The organism is Pseudomonas sp. AM4(2022), assembly GCF_036346515.1.
GTDB lineage: Bacteria > Pseudomonadota > Gammaproteobacteria > Pseudomonadales > Pseudomonadaceae > Aquipseudomonas > Aquipseudomonas paracarnis.
Genome location: NZ_JAOTNW010000009.1, coordinates 233,429 through 253,589, shown reverse-complemented (window position 1 = coordinate 253,589; position 20,161 = coordinate 233,429). Strand labels below are relative to the sequence as shown.

Genomic DNA, 20,161 nt, shown 5'->3' with positions numbered 1-20,161 from the left:
CAATATCGGGGCATTGCACCTCATTTAACGATTCAACGGTGGGAGCGTCACCTCGGTCCTGGGCGTGTCGAACGAAGGATGCTCTGATAGAAGGCGCTGCCACTGCATTCGAAACCAGGGCGTGAATGGCGCTTGGGGCTCTGCAAGCTGGGCCGTTATTTCGGCGCGGGTCTGCCACTTGATGTCGCTGACCTCCTCTGGGACGGGCAAGACCTCAGCATCAGATTGAGCAACCAGCACATGACAGAGCTCATGCTCGGCACCGATCGAGCCAAACAAAGCATGGTACTCAAAGTGATAGAGCACACGGCACGAAGCCCAAATGCCTAGCTCTTCGCGCAGACGACGAGAGGCGGCATCCAGAATAGTCTCGCCAGGTGCAGGATGACTGCAGCAAGCATTCGACCAGAAACCTGGCCAAAGCATTTTATCCGCTGCCCGACGCTGAAGCAGATGACGCCCGCGGCTGTCAATCAAGTGCACTGAGAAAGCGCGATGAAGCTGCCCGGCTCCCAGGTGAGCATCGCGTTTATCACACACGCCAATCTGTACATCCTGTGCGTCGACTAACACTACCTCGTGGATCATGCTGGATCTCCTTCTGTGCAATGAGGCGCGCGCCACACAGTATCAAGCTAAAGAATTTGTCCCCAGGCGCTGACGAAGGTCAACGCGGCGTCGGTGAATGCTGGATCGGCACGCAGCATGGCCATGGCATCCAGATCGGCCTGAGTGAGTAACCCAAGTTCCAGCAATGCAGGCCCTGCCTGAGCGGTGGTTGCTGCCCAGAAGGCATCCGCCGGGCTGTTGTCGCCGATTCGGCCTTCGAGGGTGCGATGTCCCACGTTGGCAAGCCCCCGGTCACGTAGCCGATCAGGCAGCCCATCGGCCCAGAACATGTCAGACCCGATGGACTGCTCCAACAGTGTGATTCCGGCCTGGGCGACTTTGCGCAACAACGGGTTCGTCGTTCTGAGGCTCGGTTGCAGGCTCACATCTTCGATCACCAACCAGCCACCGGGTCGTAACCAAGTGGCGGCTCGCGTCACTATCTCCTCGCGGTCAGTGAGGTGACACAGCAGCGCCCGGGCGTGCACCACGTCGAACGATGCGGCAGGAAAATCATCGGTCGTGACATTGTGGGTCATGACCTTGATGCCGGGGATATCGACTAGGAAGCGGGTATCGATATCCGTGGCGGTAACCGTTGCGTCGGGATATCGCTGGCTCAACCAGCCGGCGAGCGATCCGGCACCGGCGCCCAGATCAAGAATGGCGGGGGCGTCCGGCAGATCCAATCGGTCAAAAACCCTATGGCTTAACGGGTCAAAGGCGCGCTCCAAGGTTTGCAATCTCGCCAATTGGCCCGCGTGTTGGTCGGCGAGATAGCTACGGGTGTAGCCGGGTTGCTCGGTGGAAACAGGTGTGGTCAAAGCACGACCTCCAATTGATCAGGGCAGCGATTGAGAAACCCGCGCTCTTGGGGTTTGAACCCCGGAGCCCAGCGTAGGTTGGGAAAGGTCTGCAGCAGCATGCGCGCGCCGATCGTGATCTCCATGCGGGCGAGCATGGAGCCCAGGCAGAAGTGGCGCCCCGCTCCGAAGGCGAAATGGCTGGTCGCCTGTTCGGTGCGCAACATATTGAAGGTGTCCGGGTCGGTGAATTGGGCCGGATCGCGGTTGGCCGAACCGATCAAGCAGGCCAGGGTTGCGCCACAAGGAATCGTTCCCGACGGCAGTTGCAGCGGTTCAGTCGCCTCCCGCAGCACGAGTTGCAAAGGCGGGTTGCGTCGCAGGGTTTCGGTGAGGGCATTGTCCATCAGTGCTGGATCAGCGATCACCGCCTCTTTCACGCCGGGTTCGCTCAACAGGTTGACAATCAGATTCGCCAGCGCGCCATGGCTGGTCTCGCTGCCCGCCGTCATCAGAATCGCGCAATAGGACCGCACAAAGGACTCGGACAACGGCTGGCCGTCAATGCGTGCCGCCAGGAGCTGTGAAATCAAGTCGTCTTTGGGCTCTACACGCCGAGCGTCGATATAGGGCTGGATAAAGTCGTAAAAACTGTCTCGGTTGGATAACCCACCGGTCAACAGCGCTGGGTCCTGACGATAGTTGCCCATGTACGCGAAGCCGATGGCGCACCAACGCTTGAGCTGCTCCACCTGCTCTCGGGTGTGTGCCGGGAGGCCCAACGCGTGCGCCATCACTCGTACCGGCAACGCGGCGGTGAAATCGGCAATCAGGTCCACCTGAGAACGGCCCTGCATACGCGCCAGCAAGTCTGTGGTGACTGCGGTGATAGACGCTTCAAGTGCTACCAGCGCCTTGCTGCGGAACGAAGGGGTGAGCAATGCACGGTGCTGGGCGTGTTCGCAGCCGTCCATGGTCACAATGGTGTGCCCCAGCAGCGGCCCAATCTGCCAGGTATAGTTACGATTGCTTGCCCCCGGGTGGGTCAATGCGGCTTTGACATCCACATGCCGACTGACCAGCCATACATCGGTGGGCTCGTCGTACGCGATCGGCAGTGTGGTGCGTAAACGCTCATACAAGGGGTACGGGTCGATTTCGAACTGGCGGGACTTGAGCGTCGGCGCAGTCATCGCCAGATCCACTTGCCGGCTGTGCTGTAACGTGGAGCCAGCGGCCTGTAGGTGATAGCGCGAAACGCTGCGATGCCAGTCCCCCGCCGCCCGGACAACCTGACGCAACCGGTCCGGATCGGTCGCAGCGCACGGCGGGTAATGGGCATGCTCGGCAGCGGCTGCCGTGAATTGCGCAACTGCCGTGTTGACCATCTGATGGGCTGCTTCTATCGCGCCAGGCCAGTCCAGGCCAGCGGTGTGCGCGAGTATCGACACCAGACTGAAGCGCTCGCCACACACCACATCTTTGGCAACCGAATGGATATCGTTCGTCCACGCAATGATATCGGCAGCGTGCGTACGCAACCTGTTCCACGTTTCCACCTGCGCAGGATGCTCGTACGGGTCCAGGGCTTCGGCACCATCGATAAGATCAAAAAAGAACAGGGCGCCGAAGGAATCCCGGCGCAACGGCAAATACTCAGCCAGGGCGAGTGCCGTCTCGGTTTCTCGCATGCGTACCTGCGTCGCCTGCGCGCGCAGATGCTGGAGCAAGTGCCCCACCAGCCTCTGCCGCCAAGGCCCGCTGCCCCAACGCTGAATCTCGGGCCACAAGTCATCGACCAGAACAGCCAGCATCGGGTCCTCGAACCCGCTGCGTTCACCTGACGAGGCAGCAACGCCGCTGTCGGTCAACGCCTGCACGGCGGCGATGAAGTGCTCCAACGCGCCGTTTTCCGCCCAGGGTCCGTCATCAATACGGTCATCCAGCGTAAGCGCCCAGAGGTACCAGCACACCAGGGTCTGCGCTCGGTGCGTGGGCGCCCGCGCGCACAATGCCATTCCCAGGTCGAGCAGTGTCGTGGTGGTCAACCGATGCGCGCCACGCCTGCCGATCAAACCATATCGCTGCGCCCAAGCAAGCGCATGCGCACGCAGCCGTTCAGTGTCGGCACGCGGCGGTGCAACGGCGAAAGGTAGCTGGATATCGGGAATAGTGAGCGGCTCCGGCGAAGAATGACTGTTGTGGCGGGTGCCGGTATCGCCTTCACAGTGTTGCGGTGCCATGAGAAGCTCCTCTGGAATCAAACTTTCAGTGGGGCTGACCTTATTTGAAATCAAAAACTCAGGATGTGAGGGGTATCCGAAGGTCACCCGGCAATGGCGGTCTTTCGACGTAGGAGAAAACGGAGCGTGCTGAGCACCGAACAATGATCGATCACCCACGTTGCTTAAACTGCTCCGGTGAATGGGGCGGCAACTGCGTATGACTCATCCGCCTGGAGTGGGTAAGGTGAAGGCACATCCCTTTTCAGGAGCACCCTATGCGCACCATCGGCCTTATCGGCGGCATGAGCTGGGAGTCCAGCGCCGAGTATTACCGCCTTATCAACCAGTCTGTGCGCGACCAGCTCGGCCCGCTGCGGTCGGCGCAAGTGTTGATGTACAGCGTGGATTTCGGCCCGGTGGAACAGGCTCAGCATGCTGGGCGTTGGGACGATGCCGCGCTGATCCTGGAAGATGCCGCACGGCGCTTGCAGGCCGGGGGCGCTGATTGTGTGGTGCTGTGTACCAACACCATGCACTTAGTGGCGCCGCGCATTGAGGCGGCGGTGTCGATCCCCTTCCTGCATATTGCCGACGCCACGGCGGCTGCGGCCCTGGCGGCCGGGACCTTGACGGTGGGCTTGCTGGGTACAGCGTTCACCATGGAGCAGGATTTCCTCAAATCGCGCCTCGCCGCCCAGGGGCTCACCGTGCTGGTGCCAGACGCGGATGAACGCAAGGCGGTGCACCGAATCATCTATGAGGAGTTGTGCATAGGCGTCATCAGTGATGCCTCGCGCCAGGTATACCAGCGGGCGATCCAGGCACTCGCTGCACAAGGCGCCGAGGCAATCATCCTCGGCTGCACGGAAATCTGCCTGCTGATCCAGCCCGAACACAGCGCCCTGCCGCTGCTGGACACCACCGCGCTGCATGCGCAGGCCGCAGTGGGGTTTGCCTTACAAGGCATCTGTACCGGGCGCTGATTCTGTGAGCAATGCATGACCCGTGTGGGAGCTGGCTTGCCTGCGAAAGCGGTGGTTCAGTCAAAGACTCAGTAACTGACACACCGCCTTCATCGACGTTATGTAGTCCCTATACTTACAGGATCAAGCCGAGGTGCGCAGGCGCGCCATGCTCAGGGTGTCGACAAACACACCATCACGCAGGGCGTAATCGCGCAACCGCCCTTCCACTTCGAAGCCGAACTTGCGGTACAGGTTGTGCGCAGGCTCGTTGTCCGCGTAAACCGTCAGCTCCACACGGTGCAGGTTCATCCAGTTGTCAGCCACCTCCAGCGCAGCCGCCAACAGCCGCGAACCTACCCCTTTGCCCTGCGAGGCGGGCGCCACGCCCATACCCAACGAGCCAACGTGGCTTTGGCGTACGCGCAGGTATTGCTCAAGCCCCAGTTGGCCAATCACCTCACCGCCCTGCAACGCCACCAGTTGCAGGCGCCGCTCGTTATCCATCACCAGGCGCTTGCGCCACATCTCAACCGACTGAAAAGGCATTTGTAGCACCTGACGGCAAACAGCCGGTTCGTTGTAGAGCGCGGCGACGCCCTCCAGGTGGGCCTCGGTAAAACGCTGGATCACGATAGCCGGTTCAGGTGGGTGCATTGCATTTCATCCTATGAAAGACACGGGGTCGGCCAGTGTAGAGGCTAAGTCGCCCGCCTGACGAGCCCGGAGTTTTCCCACCGGCCAACCAGCACCATCCTGCATCTGAACGATGGCGATCACTGCGCGCAGCACCGATACTCAGCCCAGGCCCTGCCCCGTCGCCCCGACGTTTTGGCCTTCACCCTGTGACGAGAACAACAAAAAAAGTCCCACAGAGGAACCCCCATGAACCGCCTTGATCCCGTGAGCCTGCTACAGGCCTTCAGCACATTGACCCTGGACCTGCAACGCCTGGCCCAACACCAGGATATCGAACACTTTCAGCACCATGCCCTGGCGCGCCTCAGCCAATTGCTGGCCTTCGACAGCGCCTGGTGGGGGCGCTCGGCGGTCATCAACGGTTTGCCGCAAGAGCACAACAGCTACCTCTACCAGTTGCCCCCCGACTACCTGGCGGACTGGCAGTCAATCCGCCATCTGGACGTGACCGTTGCGCGGGTGCATGCCTCGCCCGGCGAAGCGGTGATCATCGATATGCGCGACCTCGCCAGCGGCAGCGCCTTGAACTGGTTAGCGCAACGCCACGGCCTGGGTGAATTGCTGTGTGTAATCCATATCGACCCGCAAACCCACCTCAGCCACCACCTGACGCTCTACCGCCAGCCCACTGCGCCCAAGTTCAACGCGCAGGAGCGCCAGTTGCTCAATAACCTGATGCTGCACCTGGTGGCGGCGGTCTCGGCAAACCAGATACGCACCTTGGTAGCCATGCGCGAAACCCTGACCAGCCCGCGCAATCTGGCCCTGGCGGTGTGCGACCCACGGGGGGTGTTGCAATGCGCCGAGCGCGGTTTTGTCGACTTGCTGCTCAGCGAATGGCCGCAATGGTGCGGCCCCACCCTGCCGGTGCCCCTGGATGAGCGCGGGCATGACGGCAAGCACGTCCATATCCAGGCGTCCCCAGTGGGTGACCAATTACTGCTGGCCGCGCGCCTCAACCGCGCCCTGCCCCAGCTCAGCCCGCGGGAAAACGACGTGGCCCAAGGCTTTGGCGAGGGCAAGACCTACAAGGAAGTGGCCCGCGACCTTGGCCTCTCGCCCAATACCGTACGTCATCATATTCGCGCCATTTACACCAAGCTCGGCGTCAAGGACAAGGCGCGCATAGCGCACCTGGTGCACGCCCCGCCCGACTGACCCTGCCCGCTTTTCCCACGGTTTTGCCACGGTCGTTTTTTTCGGTCACGGGCTGCTGTTGCCCATTTTCCGGCCTCCTCTGACACGAGACGCTTCGTCATGACTTCAACATGCCTACGTAACCTGACAGCGCTGTGCGCCACCCTGCTCAGCCTCGACAGCCAGGCTGCCGACCTCAACGCCCGCGACTTTTTCGCCGCTCCACCAGGCACCCGCCTGGGTGTGCTGTACCTGCCCGCCACCCGTGCCGGCGATTTCCATGGCCCCGCCGACAGCACCGGCAAGGCCGACCTCAGGGTCAACGCCGTGGCCTACCGCCAGGTGTATTTCACCGACGCCTGCGGCACCCTGTGCACGCCACAATTCATCCTGCCCTTTGCCGACATCAGCGCACGCCTGCCCGGCGCCAACCAGCGCAGCCGTGAGCGCGGTCTGGGCGACCCACAGGTGGGCGGCACGCTGTTTTTCGTCAACGACCCAGTCTCGCGCACCTACAGCGGCCTGTTGAGCCTGATCACTGTGCCGGTGGGTGAGTACCACAGCCAAAACCCGGACGTCTCCCCCGGTGCCAATCGCTGGGGCGCCACCTTTGTCTACAACTACACCCATGGCATCGGCGAAAACTGGGTACTGGAAGCCAATCTGGAAGCCCAGCTCTATGGCCGCAATGACGATTACTTTGGCAGCGAACTCAAGCAAGCCCCGCTGTATCGCCTGCAGGCTTTTGCCTCGTATGACTTCAGCGCCGCCACTTACGGCGCGCTGCGCCTGATCCAGGCAGACGGTGGCGCCCTGCGCCTCAACAACCGTCGCCTCGACGATACCCACAAGCGCTACACCCAAGTCGGCTTCGAACTCGGGCACTGGCTCGACCGGCAGAACCAACTGATGGTCAGCCTTTCGCAACACGTTGCGGCTTCCAATGGTTATGCCGGCACCGAAGCGCTGTTGCGCCTCGTGCATGTGTTCTGACCCCTTTCCCTGGAGCTTGAAAATGCCCATTTCCAACCCTGCGATAACGGCACGGCTGGCGGCGATCGTGCTGTTTGCAGCCATCACTCCGACCCTCCTGATGACCGCTCCCGCCGTGGCCGCGCAGTTGGCCAGCCAGTGGCAACTGAGCCCGGCGCGAATTGGCGACTTGTTTTCCGTGGAACTGGGCGCCATGAGCCTGGCGACCCTGCCCGCCTGGTGGTGGCTCAAGCGGGTTGACTGGCGCACCGCCGCCCGGGTCGCCGCGCTGTTGTTCATTGCGGCCAACCTGCTGTCGATGCTCGCCGACACCTACGCCGTGCTGCTGGTGTTGCGCGGTGCCAGCGCCCTGGCCGGCGGCTCGTTGATGATCCTTTGCCTGGCCAGTGCCGCCACCACCGCCAATCCCAGCCGAGTCTATGGTTTGTGGGTGATGGGGCAGTTGATCGTCGGTGCCGTCGGCCTGGTGGTGCTGCCTGGTTTGTTCGAGCGGTTTGGCTTGAATGCCTGCTACCTGATCCTGGCAGGGTTGATGGCTCTGCTGCTGCCATTGGCGCGGGCTTTTCCCGCCGGTAGCGCTGCCTTGCCCGCCAGCCGCGTCCCGCTCTTGCCCGGTTCACGCTGGAAAGCCGCCCTGGGGGTTGGCGCGGTCCTGGCCTTTTATATCAGCTTGGGAGGCGTCTGGACCTTTATCGGGGCCTTGGGCGCCAGTGCCGGGATTTCGGCGCAGCACAGCGGCGAAATCCTCGCCATCGCCACCGTGATGGGCATTGCCGGGGCCGCGAGCGCTTCACTGATCGGGACCCGCTTGCCGCGTGGAGTGCTGTTGTTGCTGGGCTACCTGTTGATGGCGGCAGCGGTGCTCCTGTTGTTCGGCCAGCCCGCATTGCTGCGATTTGCCTTGGCGGCGCTGCTGTTCAAATTCACCTGGACCTTCATTCTGCCGCTGATCCTGGCCTGCCTGGCCGACCTTGATCACAGCGGCAAGCTGATGAACGCCTCCAACCTGGTCATCGGCGGCGGCCTGGCCATCGGCCCAGCGCTCGCCGGCCGCCTGATCGAAGCCAGCGGCGGGTTCAGCCTGTTGCTGCTTGGTGCAGCCGCTATGACCTTGCTGTCCCTGGTGATGATCGTCGCCAGCCGTCCCCATTCCCCCACTGAACTGGAACCGGTATGAACCCAACCACCGCATTTTTTTTCGACGAAATGAGCCTGTGGCACAGCGCTGGCGCCCATGCGCTGACCCTGCCCGTGGGCGGCTGGGTGCAGCCGCCGGCCGGCAGCGGGCATGCCGAGTCACCCGAGACCAAGCGCCGCCTGAAAAGCCTGTTGGATGTCTCCGGACTGAGCCGCCAACTACAACTGCGTAGCGCGCCGCCAGCCAGTGAAGAGGATCTGCTGCGGGTCCACAGCCGTGCTTACCTGCAGCGTTTCAAGGCCTTGAGCGATGCGGGTGGCGGTGAGCTTGGCCCCCAGGCACCCATTGGGCCGGGCAGCTTCGAAATTGCGCAACTGTCCGCCGGACTGACCCTGGCCGCCGTGGACATGGTGCTCAACGGCCAGGCGCACAACGCCTATTCGCTGTCGCGGCCACCGGGTCATCACTGCCTGGCAGACAGCGCCATGGGCTTTTGTTTTCTCGCCAACATTGCCATTGCCATCGAGGCCGCCAAGGCCCGCAACGGGCTGGGCAAAGTCGCGGTGATCGACTGGGATGTGCACCACGGCAACGGCACGCAGTCGATCTTCGAAGAAAGGGCCGATGTGTTGACCATTTCCCTGCACCAGGACGGCTGCTACCCACCCGGTTACAGCGGTGAGCAGGATCGAGGCCGAGGGGCCGGCATGGGAGCCAACATCAATATCCCGTTGCCACCGGGCAGTGGTCACGCCACCTATCTACACGCCATGGAACGCATCGTGGTGCCCGCGCTGGAGCGATTCGAGCCGGAGTTGATCATCGTTGCTTGCGGTTATGACGCCAACGCCGTCGACCCGTTGGCGCGCATGCTGTTGCACAGTGAATCGTTCCGACTGCTGACCCGCGCCCTGCGCCTGGCCGCCGAACGCCTATGCCAAGGCCGCCTGGTGCTGGTGCACGAAGGCGGCTACAGCGAAGCCTATGTGCCGTTCTGCGGCTTGGCGACCCTGGAGGAATTGAGCGGCGTGCGCACAGCGGTGCAAGACCCGATGCTTGAGTTTGTGCAGTTGCAGCAACCGGGTGCTGCGCTACAGGGGTTTCAAGATCAGTGGGTGGAGCGGCTGGCGCGCGGGGTCAGCGAGTAGCTGCCAGGCGCCATACCCGCGCAATGTCCGAGGCCCGCTCACGCAACAGGCGCGGCGCCTCGTGACAGGCCTGTTCCAGTGACATGGGCCCCGACGGCAATGCAAATGCGGCATCTACACCCTGGGCGTACATCTGCTCATAGCCGTCGCCCAAGGTGCCCGCGATCACGACCACCGGCACGCCCTGTTGCTGGGCAATGCGCGCCACGCCAAACGGGGTTTTGCCACGCAGGGTCTGGGCGTCGAAGCGGCCTTCGCCGGTGATAACCAGATCGGCGCCACGCACCGCTTCATCGAGGCCAACCAGTTCAGCGACTACCTCAACCCCTGGACGAAACTGGGCCGCGAGGAACGCCTTGGCAGCAAACCCCAAGCCACCGGCGGCGCCGCTGCCGGGTTCGTCACGCACATCCTTGGGCAGCACCTGAGCACAATGATCGGCGAAGTGGCCAAGGGCAGCGTCCAGTTGTGCCACTTGCTCGGGGCTCGCGCCTTTTTGCGGGCCAAAAATCGACGACGCTCCATGAGGGCCGCACAGGGGATTGTTGACGTCGGCGGCGATTTCAAAACGCACCTGTGCCAGGCGCGGATCAAGTTGTTCGAGACTGATATGCGCCAGGCGTGCCAACGCCAACCCACCTGCCGGCAGTGGCTGACGTTCGCTATCCAATAGCTGTACGCCAAGGGCCTGCATCGCCCCCGCCCCGCCATCGTTGGTGGCACTGCCGCCAATCGCCAGGATGATGCGCTGCGCCCCGGCATCCAGCGCGGCGCGGATCAGCTCGCCGGTGCCAAAGGTGGTACTGGAACAGGCGTCGCGCTGCCCCGGCGCGACGAGTTGCAAACCACTGGCCTCGGCCATCTCGATCATCGCTGTATGACTGTCGGCCAGCCAGCCCCAGCGCGCCTCGACGCTGTCACCCAGCGGGCCTCGGACTGTTTGCCTGCGCAATTGCCCCTTACACGCGGCGAGCACCGCATCCACCGTGCCTTCACCGCCATCGGCCATCGGGCATTGAAGCATGTGCGCATCCGGCCAGACCTGGGCCCACCCATCGGCAATCGCTTGGGCGACGCCTGCGGCACTCAGGCTGTCTTTGAACGAGTCGGGGGCGATCACGATTTTCATGGGCTTTCTCCGGTTTTTATAACGCCCATGCTGCCAGTTGGCCGGGGCAATGACGCGGGGCCGATGCACAAGTGGGGGGCGGGTTTGTTGTTCATTCTTACAATGCACGTTGTAGGAGCGAGCTTGTTCGCGAAAAACCGCAGCGCGCCGCGGTGAATCAGGTACCCCGCGTTATCGTTAACGACCTTCGCGAGCAAGCTCGCTCCTACAGGGGGTGGGGCAACAGTTGGACGCCCAGGTACAAGGCAAGCATCCCATCGAGCGTCAGCGGGTCCACGCCGCTGAGTTCGGCTATGCGCTCCATGCGGTAGCGCAGGCTGTTGCGGTGAATGCCCAAGGCGTCGGCACACGCCTGGCTTTGCCCATCGTGTTCACACCAACTGCGCAACGTGGCGAGCAGTTGCCCGTTGCTGTCCTTGGCCAACACTTTGCGCAACGGGTTGAGCAGTTCGTCCAGGGCGTCGTCGTTGCGATGACGCCACAGCATCACCGGCAGGCGATAACGGTTGAGGGTCAACAGCCGTGATTGCGGCAGGATATCGCGGCCATAAGCAAGCAGATCCCCTACCCGGCGGTAACAGCGGCGCAGCCCCGCCAAGCCCTCCGCTTGCCCGCCGATGGCAACGCGCAGGATGTTCCAACCCAGGCCGTCGAGCTTTTCCAGCAAGCGGGGGTTATCGACCTGCACCGCAGCAGGTCGGCACCACAGCAAGGAAAACTGCGCGGAGCTGACGCACCAACTGTCCGGGTAGCGGCTGGCAAGCCAGGCGCTCAGGGCCTCCGCCGTTTGGCCCGGGCCCAGTTCAAACAGGTACGGCGTGCGCGCCAGCTGTGGCTTGAGCCCCAGTTGCTGGGCTTCGTCCACCAGGCGCGGGGCGTCGCCGCTGTCGGCCAACAGCAGGGCTAGCAGATCATCGCAACGCTGGCGCCGCCATTGTTGCTCGGCTTGCTGGTGGCGTTGGCTGACCAGCATTTCAGCGGTCATGCGCACCAGTTCGGCATAGGTGCGTAACCCATCGGGTTCTCCGGTGATACCCAGCACGCCAATCAGGCGCTGATCATGCAGCAGCGGCAGGTTGATGCCTGGTAGCACACCCTTGAGATGCTTGGCGGTCTGCCCGTCGATTTCCACCACACGCCCATTGGCCAACACCAATTGCGCGCCTTCATGGCGTGTGTTGATACGCTCCGGCTCGCCGCTGCCCAGAATCAAGCCCTGGCTGTCCATGACATTGACGTTATGGGGCAGGATTGCCATGGTGCGATCGACAATCTCCTGCGCCAGGGCATGATCCAGCTCGAACATGGGGCTAATTTCCTAAAAAAGGTTGTTCACCGGCACAGCGCAAAGGCGGCTCGACTGTGCGCCAGCACAAAGACAGTTGCCCATCACGTCACCGAGACTGTCAGGGCGGTCAACGTTACCCTCGCACCGCGAAAAATCATAATAAAGAGAGAATCCCATGTCACAGAGCGCCACTGCCGCACTGGCCAGCGATGACGATAAGAACGCCATCTACAAGCGCATCACCCTGCGCCTGATCCCCTTCATCTTTATCTGCTATCTATTCAATTACCTCGATCGGGTAAACGTTGGCTTTGCCAAGTTACAGATGCTCGATGCGTTGAAATTCAGTGAAACCGTGTACGGCCTGGGGGCCGGGATTTTCTTTATCGGCTACGTGCTGTGCGGCGTGCCGAGCAACCTGGCGTTGACCAAATTCGGCCCTCGGCGCTGGATTGCGTTGATGATGATCGTATGGGGCACGCTTTCAACGTGCTTGTTGTTTGTGACCACACCGACGCACTTTTACACCTTGCGCCTGTTTACCGGTGCCGCTGAGGCGGGCTTCTTTCCCGGTGTAGTGCTGTACCTCTCGCAGTGGTTTCCGACCTTTCGCCGGGGCCGTATCATGGCGCTGTTCATGTCGGCCATCCCGGTGTCCGGTTTGCTCGGCAGCCCGTTTTCCGGCTGGATTCTCAATCACTTCGCCGCCGGCCAAGGTGGCCTGGCAGGCTGGCAGTGGATGTTCCTGCTGCAAGGTATCCCCACCATAATCCTCGGCGCCCTCGCCTATTTCCTGCTCAGTGACAGCTTCGCCAACGCCAAGTGGCTCAAGCCCCATGAGCGTGCGGTGCTGGAAGCCGACCAGGCCACGGATCTGGCGAACAAGCCGAAAACCACCAGTGACTCCCTGGCCGAGGTGTTCAAGAACCCGGCGATCTGGGCGTTCGGCCTGATCTACTTCTGCATCCAGAGTGGCGTGTATGCGATCAACTTCTGGCTGCCGTCGATCATCAAGAATCTGGGCTTCAGCGATAACCTGGTGATTGGCTGGCTCAGCGCGATTCCGTATCTGTTGGCAGCGGTGTTCATGCTGCTGGTGGGCCGCTCCGCCGACTTGCGCAAGGAGCGCCGCTGGCATTTGGTGGTGCCAATGTTGATGGGCGCCATCGGCCTGGTGATCGCGGTGAACTTCGCCAACTCACCCGCCATTGCCATCCTGGGCCTGACCATCGCCACCATGGGCGCCCTCACCGGCCTGCCGATGTTCTGGCCGGTGCCCACCGCCATGCTCAGCGCCGGTGCCGCAGCGGGTGGCCTGGCGTTGATCAACTCCATGGGCCAGATGGCGGGCTTTCTCAGCCCGTATATCGTGGGTTTTGTGAAGGATGCCACCGGGTCCACGGATGTGGCGTTGTACCTGCTGGCGGCGGTGATTGTAGGCGGTAGTGTCCTGGCCCTGCGGATGACGCGCACGCTCAAGGCCTAACGTTTTCAAAGTGGGAGGGGGCCTGTTCCCTCTCACTTTGGCCAGGTATTTACAACAGGCCGCCACCGTCAATATCAACCACTGCCCCGGTCATAAAACCGTTTTCGATGGCCAGTAAATAACCTGCCGCCACCTCTTGCGCTTGCCCCACCCGCCCAACCGGCAAGCCCCCTCCCGCCTTGGCAAGCATCGCCAAGCGTTGCTCTTCTCCAAGCCCTGCATAAGCCGGTGTATCAATTACCCCTGGGCTGATCACATTGACCCGACGAGGCGCCAGTTCCTTGGCCAATTGTTTGCCCAATGCCTCGGTCGCAGCGTTAATGCCGGTCTTGATGAACTGCCCAGCCGCCAGTTTACGCCCCAGTTGGCCGGAGGTCAGACTGATGCTGCCCTGTTCATGCAGAAAGGGCAGCGCGTGTTGAATGGCGCGTAGCGCGCCCCAGAGCTTCACATCGAAGTTGTCCTGGGCTTCATCCAGATCTGTTTCACTCAACGGCTTGGCCCGCACCGAAGGCCCCGAGGTGTAGACCAGATGGTCAAAGCGCCCTACGGTTTCGAACAACCGCTGCAACGAGGCGCTGTCGGTGACGTCCACCGGTTCGCTGCGCAGCCCATTGTCGAAACTTGAGGCCAAGCGACGCCCGGCCACGATCACGTGCGCGCCTCGCGCCAAGGCTGCCTGGGCCACTGCCGCACCGATACCGCTGCTGCCGCCAATAACGATGACGGTTTTACCGGTCAGAGAAGAGGTCATGAGATAGCTACCTGAGTAAGAAAGTGAGCGTTCATCTTCCCAGTTTGGTAATCGATGAAAAATCCGGGTAAAACGACAAGATCTTTAAAGGATTTTTATCAATGAGTTCAATTCTCGACCTTGAAGTCTTTGTACGTAGCGCCGACACCGGTAGCCTGACGGCCGCCGCCCGTGGCCTGGGCATTACCCCAGCAGCGGCCAGTATTGCCCTCAAGCGCCTTGAAACCCGGCTCGGCATCCGCCTGCTTGCCCGCTCCACCCGCAGTATGCGCCTGACCGAAGAAGGCCGGCGTTATCTGGACAGCGTGCGGGTAGCGCTGGAAGCCCTGTCCGAAGGCGAACACGCCATCAAGCAACAAGGCCAAAGCCTCAGTGGTTTGTTGCAATTGTCCGCGCCCTCGGACTTTGGCCGCAATGTGCTGCTGGGCTGGTTGGATGAGTTCAAGCTGGAACACCCCACTATCCGCCTGCAACTGTTGCTCAACGACAGCAATGCCGATTTGTTTCGCGACACCGTCGACATCGCCTTGCGCTTTGGCGTGCCCAGGGATTCAAGCCTGGTGGCCCTGCCGGTGGTGCCAGGCCACCAACGCATTGCCTGCGCCAGCCCCGATTACCTGGCGCGTCATGGCACCCCGCGTATGCCCCAAGACTTGGCGCACCACAGTACGCTGCGGTATATGCGCCGGGGCCAGGCCAATAGCACCTGGTATTTCCGCCAGGCGGCCTTGCTCCAGGAGGTTGAAGTGCGCGGTGACTATCTCAGCGACGATGGCGAGATTGTCCGCCGCTGGGCGTTGGCGGGGCATGGCATTGCCTATAAAGCTAACCTGGACGTGGCCCGCGATATCCAGGCCGGGCGGCTGGTGCCCCTGCTGCCCGACTGGCAAGGCGAACCCACGCCGTTCAACCTGATGTGCCCCCACCGCCTGCAAGTGTCAGAACGCGTGAAAGTGCTGCATCGTTTTTTACAGGCCCGCTGCGAGACTTTGCTACGCGCATGAAGAAATGCGCTCAGGGCTTGTTCCAGAGCGCTCGGGTCTGGTATTGCATGACTCACGTTTACCTGCCATGGGAGCTTTGCATGATTTATCGCACATTGGGCCAGTCCGGGTTAAAGGTCAGCGCTCTGACCCTCGGCACCATGATGTTTGGCGAACAGACCAGCACCGAAGATTCGCTGCGAATCATCGACAAGGCCTGGGACCAGGGCGTCAACTTCATCGATACAGCTGACGTGTATACCGGCGGGCGCTCCGAGGAGATCGTCGGCGAGGCGATTGCACGCAACCGCCAGGATTGGGTGGTGGCCTCCAAGGTCGGCTTCGGTCCTGCCGATGGCGTGCCCAACCGCAGCGGTTTGAGCCGCAAGCGTATGTTCAACGCGCTGGACGCCAGCCTGGCACGCCTGGACACGGACTACCTGGACATCTACTACCTGCACCGCGAAGACCACGACACGCCGTTGGAGGTGACCGTTTCCGCCATCGGTGACCTGATCCGCCAGGGCAAGATCCGCTATTGGGGCCTGTCCAATTACCGGGGGTGGCGTATCGCTGAAGTGATCCGCTTGGCTGAGCGCCTGGGCGTGGATAAACCCATCATCAGCCAGCCGCTGTACAACATCGTCAACCGTCAGGCCGAGGTCGAGCAGATCACCGCTGCAGCGGCCTACGGCCTGGGTGTGGTGCCTTACAGTCCGCTGGCCCGAGGGGTCCTCAGCGGCAAGTACGCACCGGACGTCACGCCCGAGCCCGGCAGCCGTGCCGCGCGCCAGGACAAGCGCATCCTGGAAACCGAGTGGCGGGTTGAATCACTGCGCATTGCCCAGCAGATCCAGCAATACACTCAAGGGCGTGGCGTGGGGATCGTCGAGTTCGCAATCGCCTGGGTGCTGAACAATGCGGCGGTGAGCTCGGCGATTGTCGGCCCGCGAACCGAGGCGCAGTGGGACGCCTACACCGGAGCGCTGGCGGTGAAAATCAGCGCTGAGGACGAGGCGTTCATTGATTCGTTGGTTACGCCAGGGCATTCGTCCTCGCCGGGGTTCAACGATGTCGGGCATTTTGTATCCGGTCGATTGGCACGCCTGTAGACTACCCGCGCAATAATTGGCTTTCGCGAGGACAGCGTGTCTAAAGGTGTTGTGTTATCGGTCTTGGCCTCGGTGCTGTTTGCCGTGATGTATTACTTCACATCACTGCTTACGCCCCTGAGTGGCCTGGAGATTTTCGGCTGGCGCATGTTGCTCACCGTGCCCTGCATGACGCTGTTCATGCTCGTCAGCGGCGAGTGGCGCAGGGTCTGGGAGCTGCTGCGCATGCTGGCGGCCAAGCCACGGCTGATCGGCGGCGTGCTGGTGTCGTCGGCCTTGCTCGGCGTGCAGCTGTGGTTGTTCATGTGGGCGCCGCTCAATGGGCGCAGCCTGGACGTGTCCGTGGGGTATTTCCTGCTGCCGTTGACCATGGTACTCACCGGGCGCCTGGTCTACGGCGAGCGCCTGTCACGGCTGCAACAGATTGCCGTGGTGTTCGCCGCGCTGGGCGTGTTGAACGAGCTGTATCAGGCCGGTGGTTTTTCCTGGGCAACACTGGTGGTGATCATCGGCTACCCGGTGTACTTCGTGGTGCGTAAATACCTGACCACTGATCATCTGGGAGGGCTGTGGCTGGATATGGCGTTGATGCTGCCGGTGGCTTGGTGGTTTGTACAAAGCGGCGAACAAGGCTTTGCCGTACTGGATGGGCAACCAAAGCTCTATGCATTGATTCCTATGCTGGGCCTTATCAGTGCCTCGGCGCTGGTGAGTTACATCATTGCCAGTCGCTTGTTGGCGTTCAGCCTGTTCGGGCTGCTGAGCTATGTGGAGCCGGTATTGCTGCTGGGAGTGGCGCTGCTGTTGGGCGAAGGGATCGAGGGCGGACAGTGGCTGACCTATATTCCGATCTGGCTGGCGGTGATGGTGCTGGTGTATGAGGGGTTCAAGCATTTGGTGCGTCAGCGCCGGGCTTGATGGGAGGCTGAGCGTGGATGTCGGTAGTGGGGGCGTCCGTACCCCTCTGTCGATTGAATCAGGTCCTGACTTCGGTTGTCGGCACTTCAGGTGTGCCGGCAACTTGTTCAATGACGTTGGCGGTCTTTTCCAACCTCTCTCGCCACTTACCGTAATAGGGAATGTTGTTTTGAGCTTGGTTGCCTGCGCTTTCCAGCTTGGCATCCATCTCTTGCTGATCGACACCAAACAGCTTGCCGATACGATTGTCGCGGTTCAATTCAAGCAACGTTCCTTTGACGGGGTCTTTCACGATGGTTTCGATGGAGTGGGCTATGTCTTCAGGAACGCCCAGCGCTTTCAACGCGGTAGCGAGGCCATGCCCAGGACTTCTGAGTTGCTTCAGGAATTCGTCGTAAAGACCGTTTAGATTATTGGCCCCCACATTGTCCAAGGAAACACTGGCTATTTTTTTGCGGAACTCATTGAACGTCATGGGTTCAAGCGGTTTGTTTTCATTCAACCCATTTTGAACGAAATAAAATCTGCGCTCCTTGGCGTCCTTTTTTTGGCCGCCGCCGTGCAAGTTTCCATAAGCGTCGTAGCTATAGACGATGGCTTCTCCATCTGGCCGATATCCGACATAAAACGCCTTGCCATCGGGTTCCTGTTTATAAAGCTGCGTTCGCACCAGCCCGTCGACCGGAGCGGGTGGGGTCGAAGCGTCCTTGTTTAAACGCTCGAAGATATCCCCCTTCTCATAACCAAAACTTCCCACCACTGCATTGATATCGCCATCAGCGAACCTGCCAAATTTCTGGTTGACCCGCTCCTCCTGCTTGGGCGCTTGATCATTGGCAAAATGCTTCGTAAATCGCTTGCGCTCAGTCGGGTCATTGGCCACTTCTTTGAGCCAGGCCGTCATCTGCTCTGCATTCTGGAACTCATGAAACGAGGTCACGTCGTCTTCCGGCATATACAGGACTAAGTTGGGCCCATTCTCTGTAGGCGGCACCCGCTTGATCACCATCATGTCGTTGGACTGAACGCCATCAACGGCAAATGTCGAGACCTGCACCCCGGGCGCTCCCGGTTTATTGGGTGACACCACTGCTTTCGTCAGCTGATATCCCTCGGCGCTGAGTGTGTTGCCCAAATACTCGGTTTCACCGTCATCGAGAAACTTTTTACGCGCCTGATCGACTGGGTCTGCATTAGCGGCTGAACGAACATTGCGCACAGGCCCTGCCTGCTCCGTTGATGTAGCCGGGCTGATCGGGCGTTGAAGGGTAGGAGAATTCACATTCATAAAAGGGCCTCTTGATAGTGGACACGCAGGAATTGTCTGCGCCCTACCCTCTGAGTGATATCTCAAGAAACATCTGTTCCCAATAAACCGCAGGTCATTTGCAATACGATGCATCAGGCACAAAAAAGCCCGGTAAAAACCGGGCTTTTTTGCTTTAGCCTGTCGATCAATCTGCGGTCAGTACACCACGACGCACCTGGTCGCGCTCGATCGACTCGAACAGCGCCTTGAAGTTGCCCTCGCCAAACCCATCGTCGCCTTTACGCTGGATGAATTCGAAGAACACCGGGCCCATCAGGGTTTCCGAGAAGATCTGCAGCAGCAGGCGCTTGTCACCGGCAACCGACGAGCCGTCCAACAGGATGCCGCGCGATTGCAACTGGTCCACTGGCTCGCCGTGGTTCGGCAGGCGGCCTTCGAGCATTTCGTAGTAAGTGTCTGGCGGCGCGGTCATGAAGCGCATGCCGATCTTCTTCAGCGCGTCCCAGGTCTTGATCAGGTCGTCGGTGAGGAACGCTACGTGCTGGATCCCCTCGCCATTGAACTGCATCAGGAACTCTTCGATCTGCCCGGCGCCCTTGGACGACTCTTCGTTCAACGGGATCCGGATCTGGCCGTCCGGCGCGCTCATGGCCTTGGAGGTCAGGCCGGTGTACTCGCCCTTGATATCGAAGTAACGCGCTTCACGGAAGTTGAACAGCTTCTCGTAGAAGTTGGCCCAATAGATCATGCGCCCGCGATAGACGTTGTGGGTCAGGTGGTCGATGACCTTCAGGCCAGCGCCTACCGGATGGCGGTCAACGCCTTCAAGGTAGACGAAGTCGATGTCGTAGATCGAGTTGCCTTCGCCGAAACGGTCGATCAGGTACAACGGCGAACCGCCAATGCCTTTGATCGCCGGCAGGTTCAATTCCATCGGGCCGGTGTCGATGTGGATCGGCTGGGCGCCCAGTTCCAGGGCGCGTTTGTAAGCCTGCTGCGAGTCCTTGACGCGAAACGCCATGCCGCACACCGATGGGCCGTGCTCGGCCGCGAAATACGAGGCCAGGCTATCGGGTTCGTTGTTGAGGATCAGGTTGATCTCGCCCTGGCGATACAGGTGCACGTTCTTGGAACGGTGGGTGGCCACTTTGGTGAAGCCCATGATCTCGAAGATCGGCTCCAGGGTGCCCGGGGTCGGCGAGGCGAATTCGATGAATTCAAAGCCCATCAGGCCCATTGGGTTTGCATGTTGGTCGGTCATGTTCGGTGCCTCATCATTCTTGTAGGTAGCAATGGTTTAGTTGCGAGCAAGGATGAGGCTGGAGGGTGGCGCACAAGAAAGGCCTCGCACGCTGCGGGCGAGGAAGTCACCAAAGATGAGGGGGGAGCCAAGTAGCTTCATGGTGTCATCAGTCTCTGACGGCCGAGGCTTGCGTGAGCGCAAGTCCATATTCTTGTATGCGTAAACTGATTCTACACAGCGTAACCGGGTTTGTCCGTAGTCTTA

The 20,161-nt window shown here is 61.0% G+C and carries 18 protein-coding genes; 9 read left to right on the top strand and 9 right to left on the bottom strand.

The features are described from left to right. Window positions 1-24: 24 nt before the first annotated feature. The 3 genes from idi to ODQ19_RS15125 are packed head-to-tail and all read right to left on the bottom strand — an operon-like array spanning window position 25 to window position 3,655. Complete coding sequence (idi, locus tag ODQ19_RS15135; protein WP_330210508.1) at window positions 25-588, bottom strand: isopentenyl-diphosphate Delta-isomerase; 564 nt, start codon at window positions 586-588, stop codon at window positions 25-27. A gap of 47 nt (window positions 589-635) precedes the next feature. Then, on the bottom strand, window positions 636-1,433 hold the full coding sequence (locus ODQ19_RS15130) for a class I SAM-dependent methyltransferase (protein WP_330210507.1): 798 nt from the start codon (window positions 1,431-1,433) through the stop codon (window positions 636-638). Continuing rightward, entirely contained in the window at window positions 1,430-3,655 is a 2,226-nt protein-coding gene (locus tag ODQ19_RS15125; RefSeq protein ID WP_330210506.1) for a cytochrome P450, read from the bottom strand. The genes ODQ19_RS15130 and ODQ19_RS15125 overlap by 4 nt, the downstream gene beginning before the upstream one ends. A 257-nt stretch (window positions 3,656-3,912) precedes the next feature. Between ODQ19_RS15125 and ODQ19_RS15120 the strand changes: the two genes are divergently transcribed. Continuing rightward, window positions 3,913-4,620, top strand: coding sequence for an aspartate/glutamate racemase family protein (locus tag ODQ19_RS15120; RefSeq protein ID WP_330210505.1), 708 nt, complete (start codon window positions 3,913-3,915; stop codon window positions 4,618-4,620). A gap of 123 nt (window positions 4,621-4,743) precedes the next feature. On the opposite strand, the gene ODQ19_RS15115 is transcribed toward ODQ19_RS15120, so the two are convergent. Beyond that, window positions 4,744-5,256, bottom strand: coding sequence for a GNAT family N-acetyltransferase (locus ODQ19_RS15115; protein WP_116668396.1), 513 nt, complete (start codon window positions 5,254-5,256; stop codon window positions 4,744-4,746). A 228-nt stretch (window positions 5,257-5,484) separates the two neighbouring features. On the opposite strand from ODQ19_RS15115, the gene ODQ19_RS15110 reads away from it, so the two are divergent. The 4 genes from ODQ19_RS15110 to ODQ19_RS15095 all read left to right on the top strand — a co-directional run bounded on the left by ODQ19_RS15110 (window position 5,485) and on the right by ODQ19_RS15095 (window position 9,714). Further along, window positions 5,485-6,456, top strand: a complete 972-nt coding sequence (locus tag ODQ19_RS15110) for a helix-turn-helix transcriptional regulator (RefSeq protein ID WP_330210504.1) — start codon at window positions 5,485-5,487, stop codon at window positions 6,454-6,456. 99 nt (window positions 6,457-6,555) lie between these two features. Next, window positions 6,556-7,428 carry a transporter gene (locus ODQ19_RS15105; RefSeq protein WP_330210503.1) on the top strand — a complete coding sequence of 291 codons (873 nt, stop codon included), beginning with the start codon at window positions 6,556-6,558 and terminating at the stop codon, window positions 7,426-7,428. A gap of 22 nt (window positions 7,429-7,450) precedes the next feature. Beyond that, complete coding sequence (locus tag ODQ19_RS15100; protein WP_330210502.1) at window positions 7,451-8,605, top strand: MFS transporter; 1,155 nt, start codon at window positions 7,451-7,453, stop codon at window positions 8,603-8,605. Next, window positions 8,602-9,714: a class II histone deacetylase gene (locus ODQ19_RS15095; RefSeq protein WP_330210501.1), complete on the top strand. Its 1,113-nt coding sequence runs from the start codon at window positions 8,602-8,604 to the stop codon at window positions 9,712-9,714. The genes ODQ19_RS15100 and ODQ19_RS15095 overlap by 4 nt, the downstream gene beginning before the upstream one ends. Here the strand turns inward: ODQ19_RS15095 and ODQ19_RS15090 are convergent. Together ODQ19_RS15090 and ODQ19_RS15085 are read right to left on the bottom strand one after the other, a co-directional pair. After that, window positions 9,704-10,843, bottom strand: coding sequence for a glycerate kinase (locus tag ODQ19_RS15090; protein WP_330210500.1), 1,140 nt, complete (start codon window positions 10,841-10,843; stop codon window positions 9,704-9,706). The genes ODQ19_RS15095 and ODQ19_RS15090 overlap by 11 nt on opposite strands. Window positions 10,844-11,048: 205 nt before the next feature. After that, window positions 11,049-12,149: a sugar diacid recognition domain-containing protein gene (locus ODQ19_RS15085; protein ID WP_330210499.1), complete on the bottom strand. Its 1,101-nt coding sequence runs from the start codon at window positions 12,147-12,149 to the stop codon at window positions 11,049-11,051. A gap of 157 nt (window positions 12,150-12,306) precedes the next feature. Between ODQ19_RS15085 and ODQ19_RS15080 the strand changes: the two genes are divergently transcribed. Further along, on the top strand, window positions 12,307-13,617 hold the full coding sequence (locus ODQ19_RS15080) for an MFS transporter (RefSeq protein WP_330210498.1): 1,311 nt from the start codon (window positions 12,307-12,309) through the stop codon (window positions 13,615-13,617). Between the two features lie 49 nt (window positions 13,618-13,666). Here the strand turns inward: ODQ19_RS15080 and ODQ19_RS15075 are convergent, their stop codons facing one another. After that, entirely contained in the window at window positions 13,667-14,371 is a 705-nt protein-coding gene (locus tag ODQ19_RS15075) for an SDR family oxidoreductase (protein ID WP_330210497.1), read from the bottom strand. A 101-nt stretch (window positions 14,372-14,472) separates the two neighbouring features. Here ODQ19_RS15075 and ODQ19_RS15070 point away from each other — a divergent pair, with 101 nt between their 5' ends. From ODQ19_RS15070 to rarD, 3 genes are all read left to right on the top strand, one after another. Continuing rightward, window positions 14,473-15,375 carry a LysR family transcriptional regulator gene (locus ODQ19_RS15070; protein WP_330210496.1) on the top strand — a complete coding sequence of 301 codons (903 nt, stop codon included), beginning with the start codon at window positions 14,473-14,475 and terminating at the stop codon, window positions 15,373-15,375. Window positions 15,376-15,455: 80 nt separating this feature from the next. Next, window positions 15,456-16,466 carry an aldo/keto reductase gene (locus ODQ19_RS15065; protein WP_116666074.1) on the top strand — a complete coding sequence of 337 codons (1,011 nt, stop codon included), beginning with the start codon at window positions 15,456-15,458 and terminating at the stop codon, window positions 16,464-16,466. A 36-nt stretch (window positions 16,467-16,502) separates the two neighbouring features. Further along, window positions 16,503-17,384, top strand: a complete 882-nt coding sequence (gene rarD, locus ODQ19_RS15060) for an EamA family transporter RarD (RefSeq protein WP_330210495.1) — start codon at window positions 16,503-16,505, stop codon at window positions 17,382-17,384. A 58-nt stretch (window positions 17,385-17,442) separates the two neighbouring features. Here rarD and ODQ19_RS15055 read toward each other — a convergent pair whose 3' ends face one another. Both ODQ19_RS15055 and hppD read right to left on the bottom strand, forming a co-directional pair. Beyond that, window positions 17,443-18,603: a dermonecrotic toxin domain-containing protein gene (locus tag ODQ19_RS15055; protein ID WP_330210520.1), complete on the bottom strand. Its 1,161-nt coding sequence runs from the start codon at window positions 18,601-18,603 to the stop codon at window positions 17,443-17,445. Between the two features lie 235 nt (window positions 18,604-18,838). Further along, on the bottom strand, window positions 18,839-19,915 hold the full coding sequence (gene hppD / locus ODQ19_RS15050; protein WP_014718504.1) for a 4-hydroxyphenylpyruvate dioxygenase: 1,077 nt from the start codon (window positions 19,913-19,915) through the stop codon (window positions 18,839-18,841). Window positions 19,916-20,161: the final 246 nt, after the last annotated feature.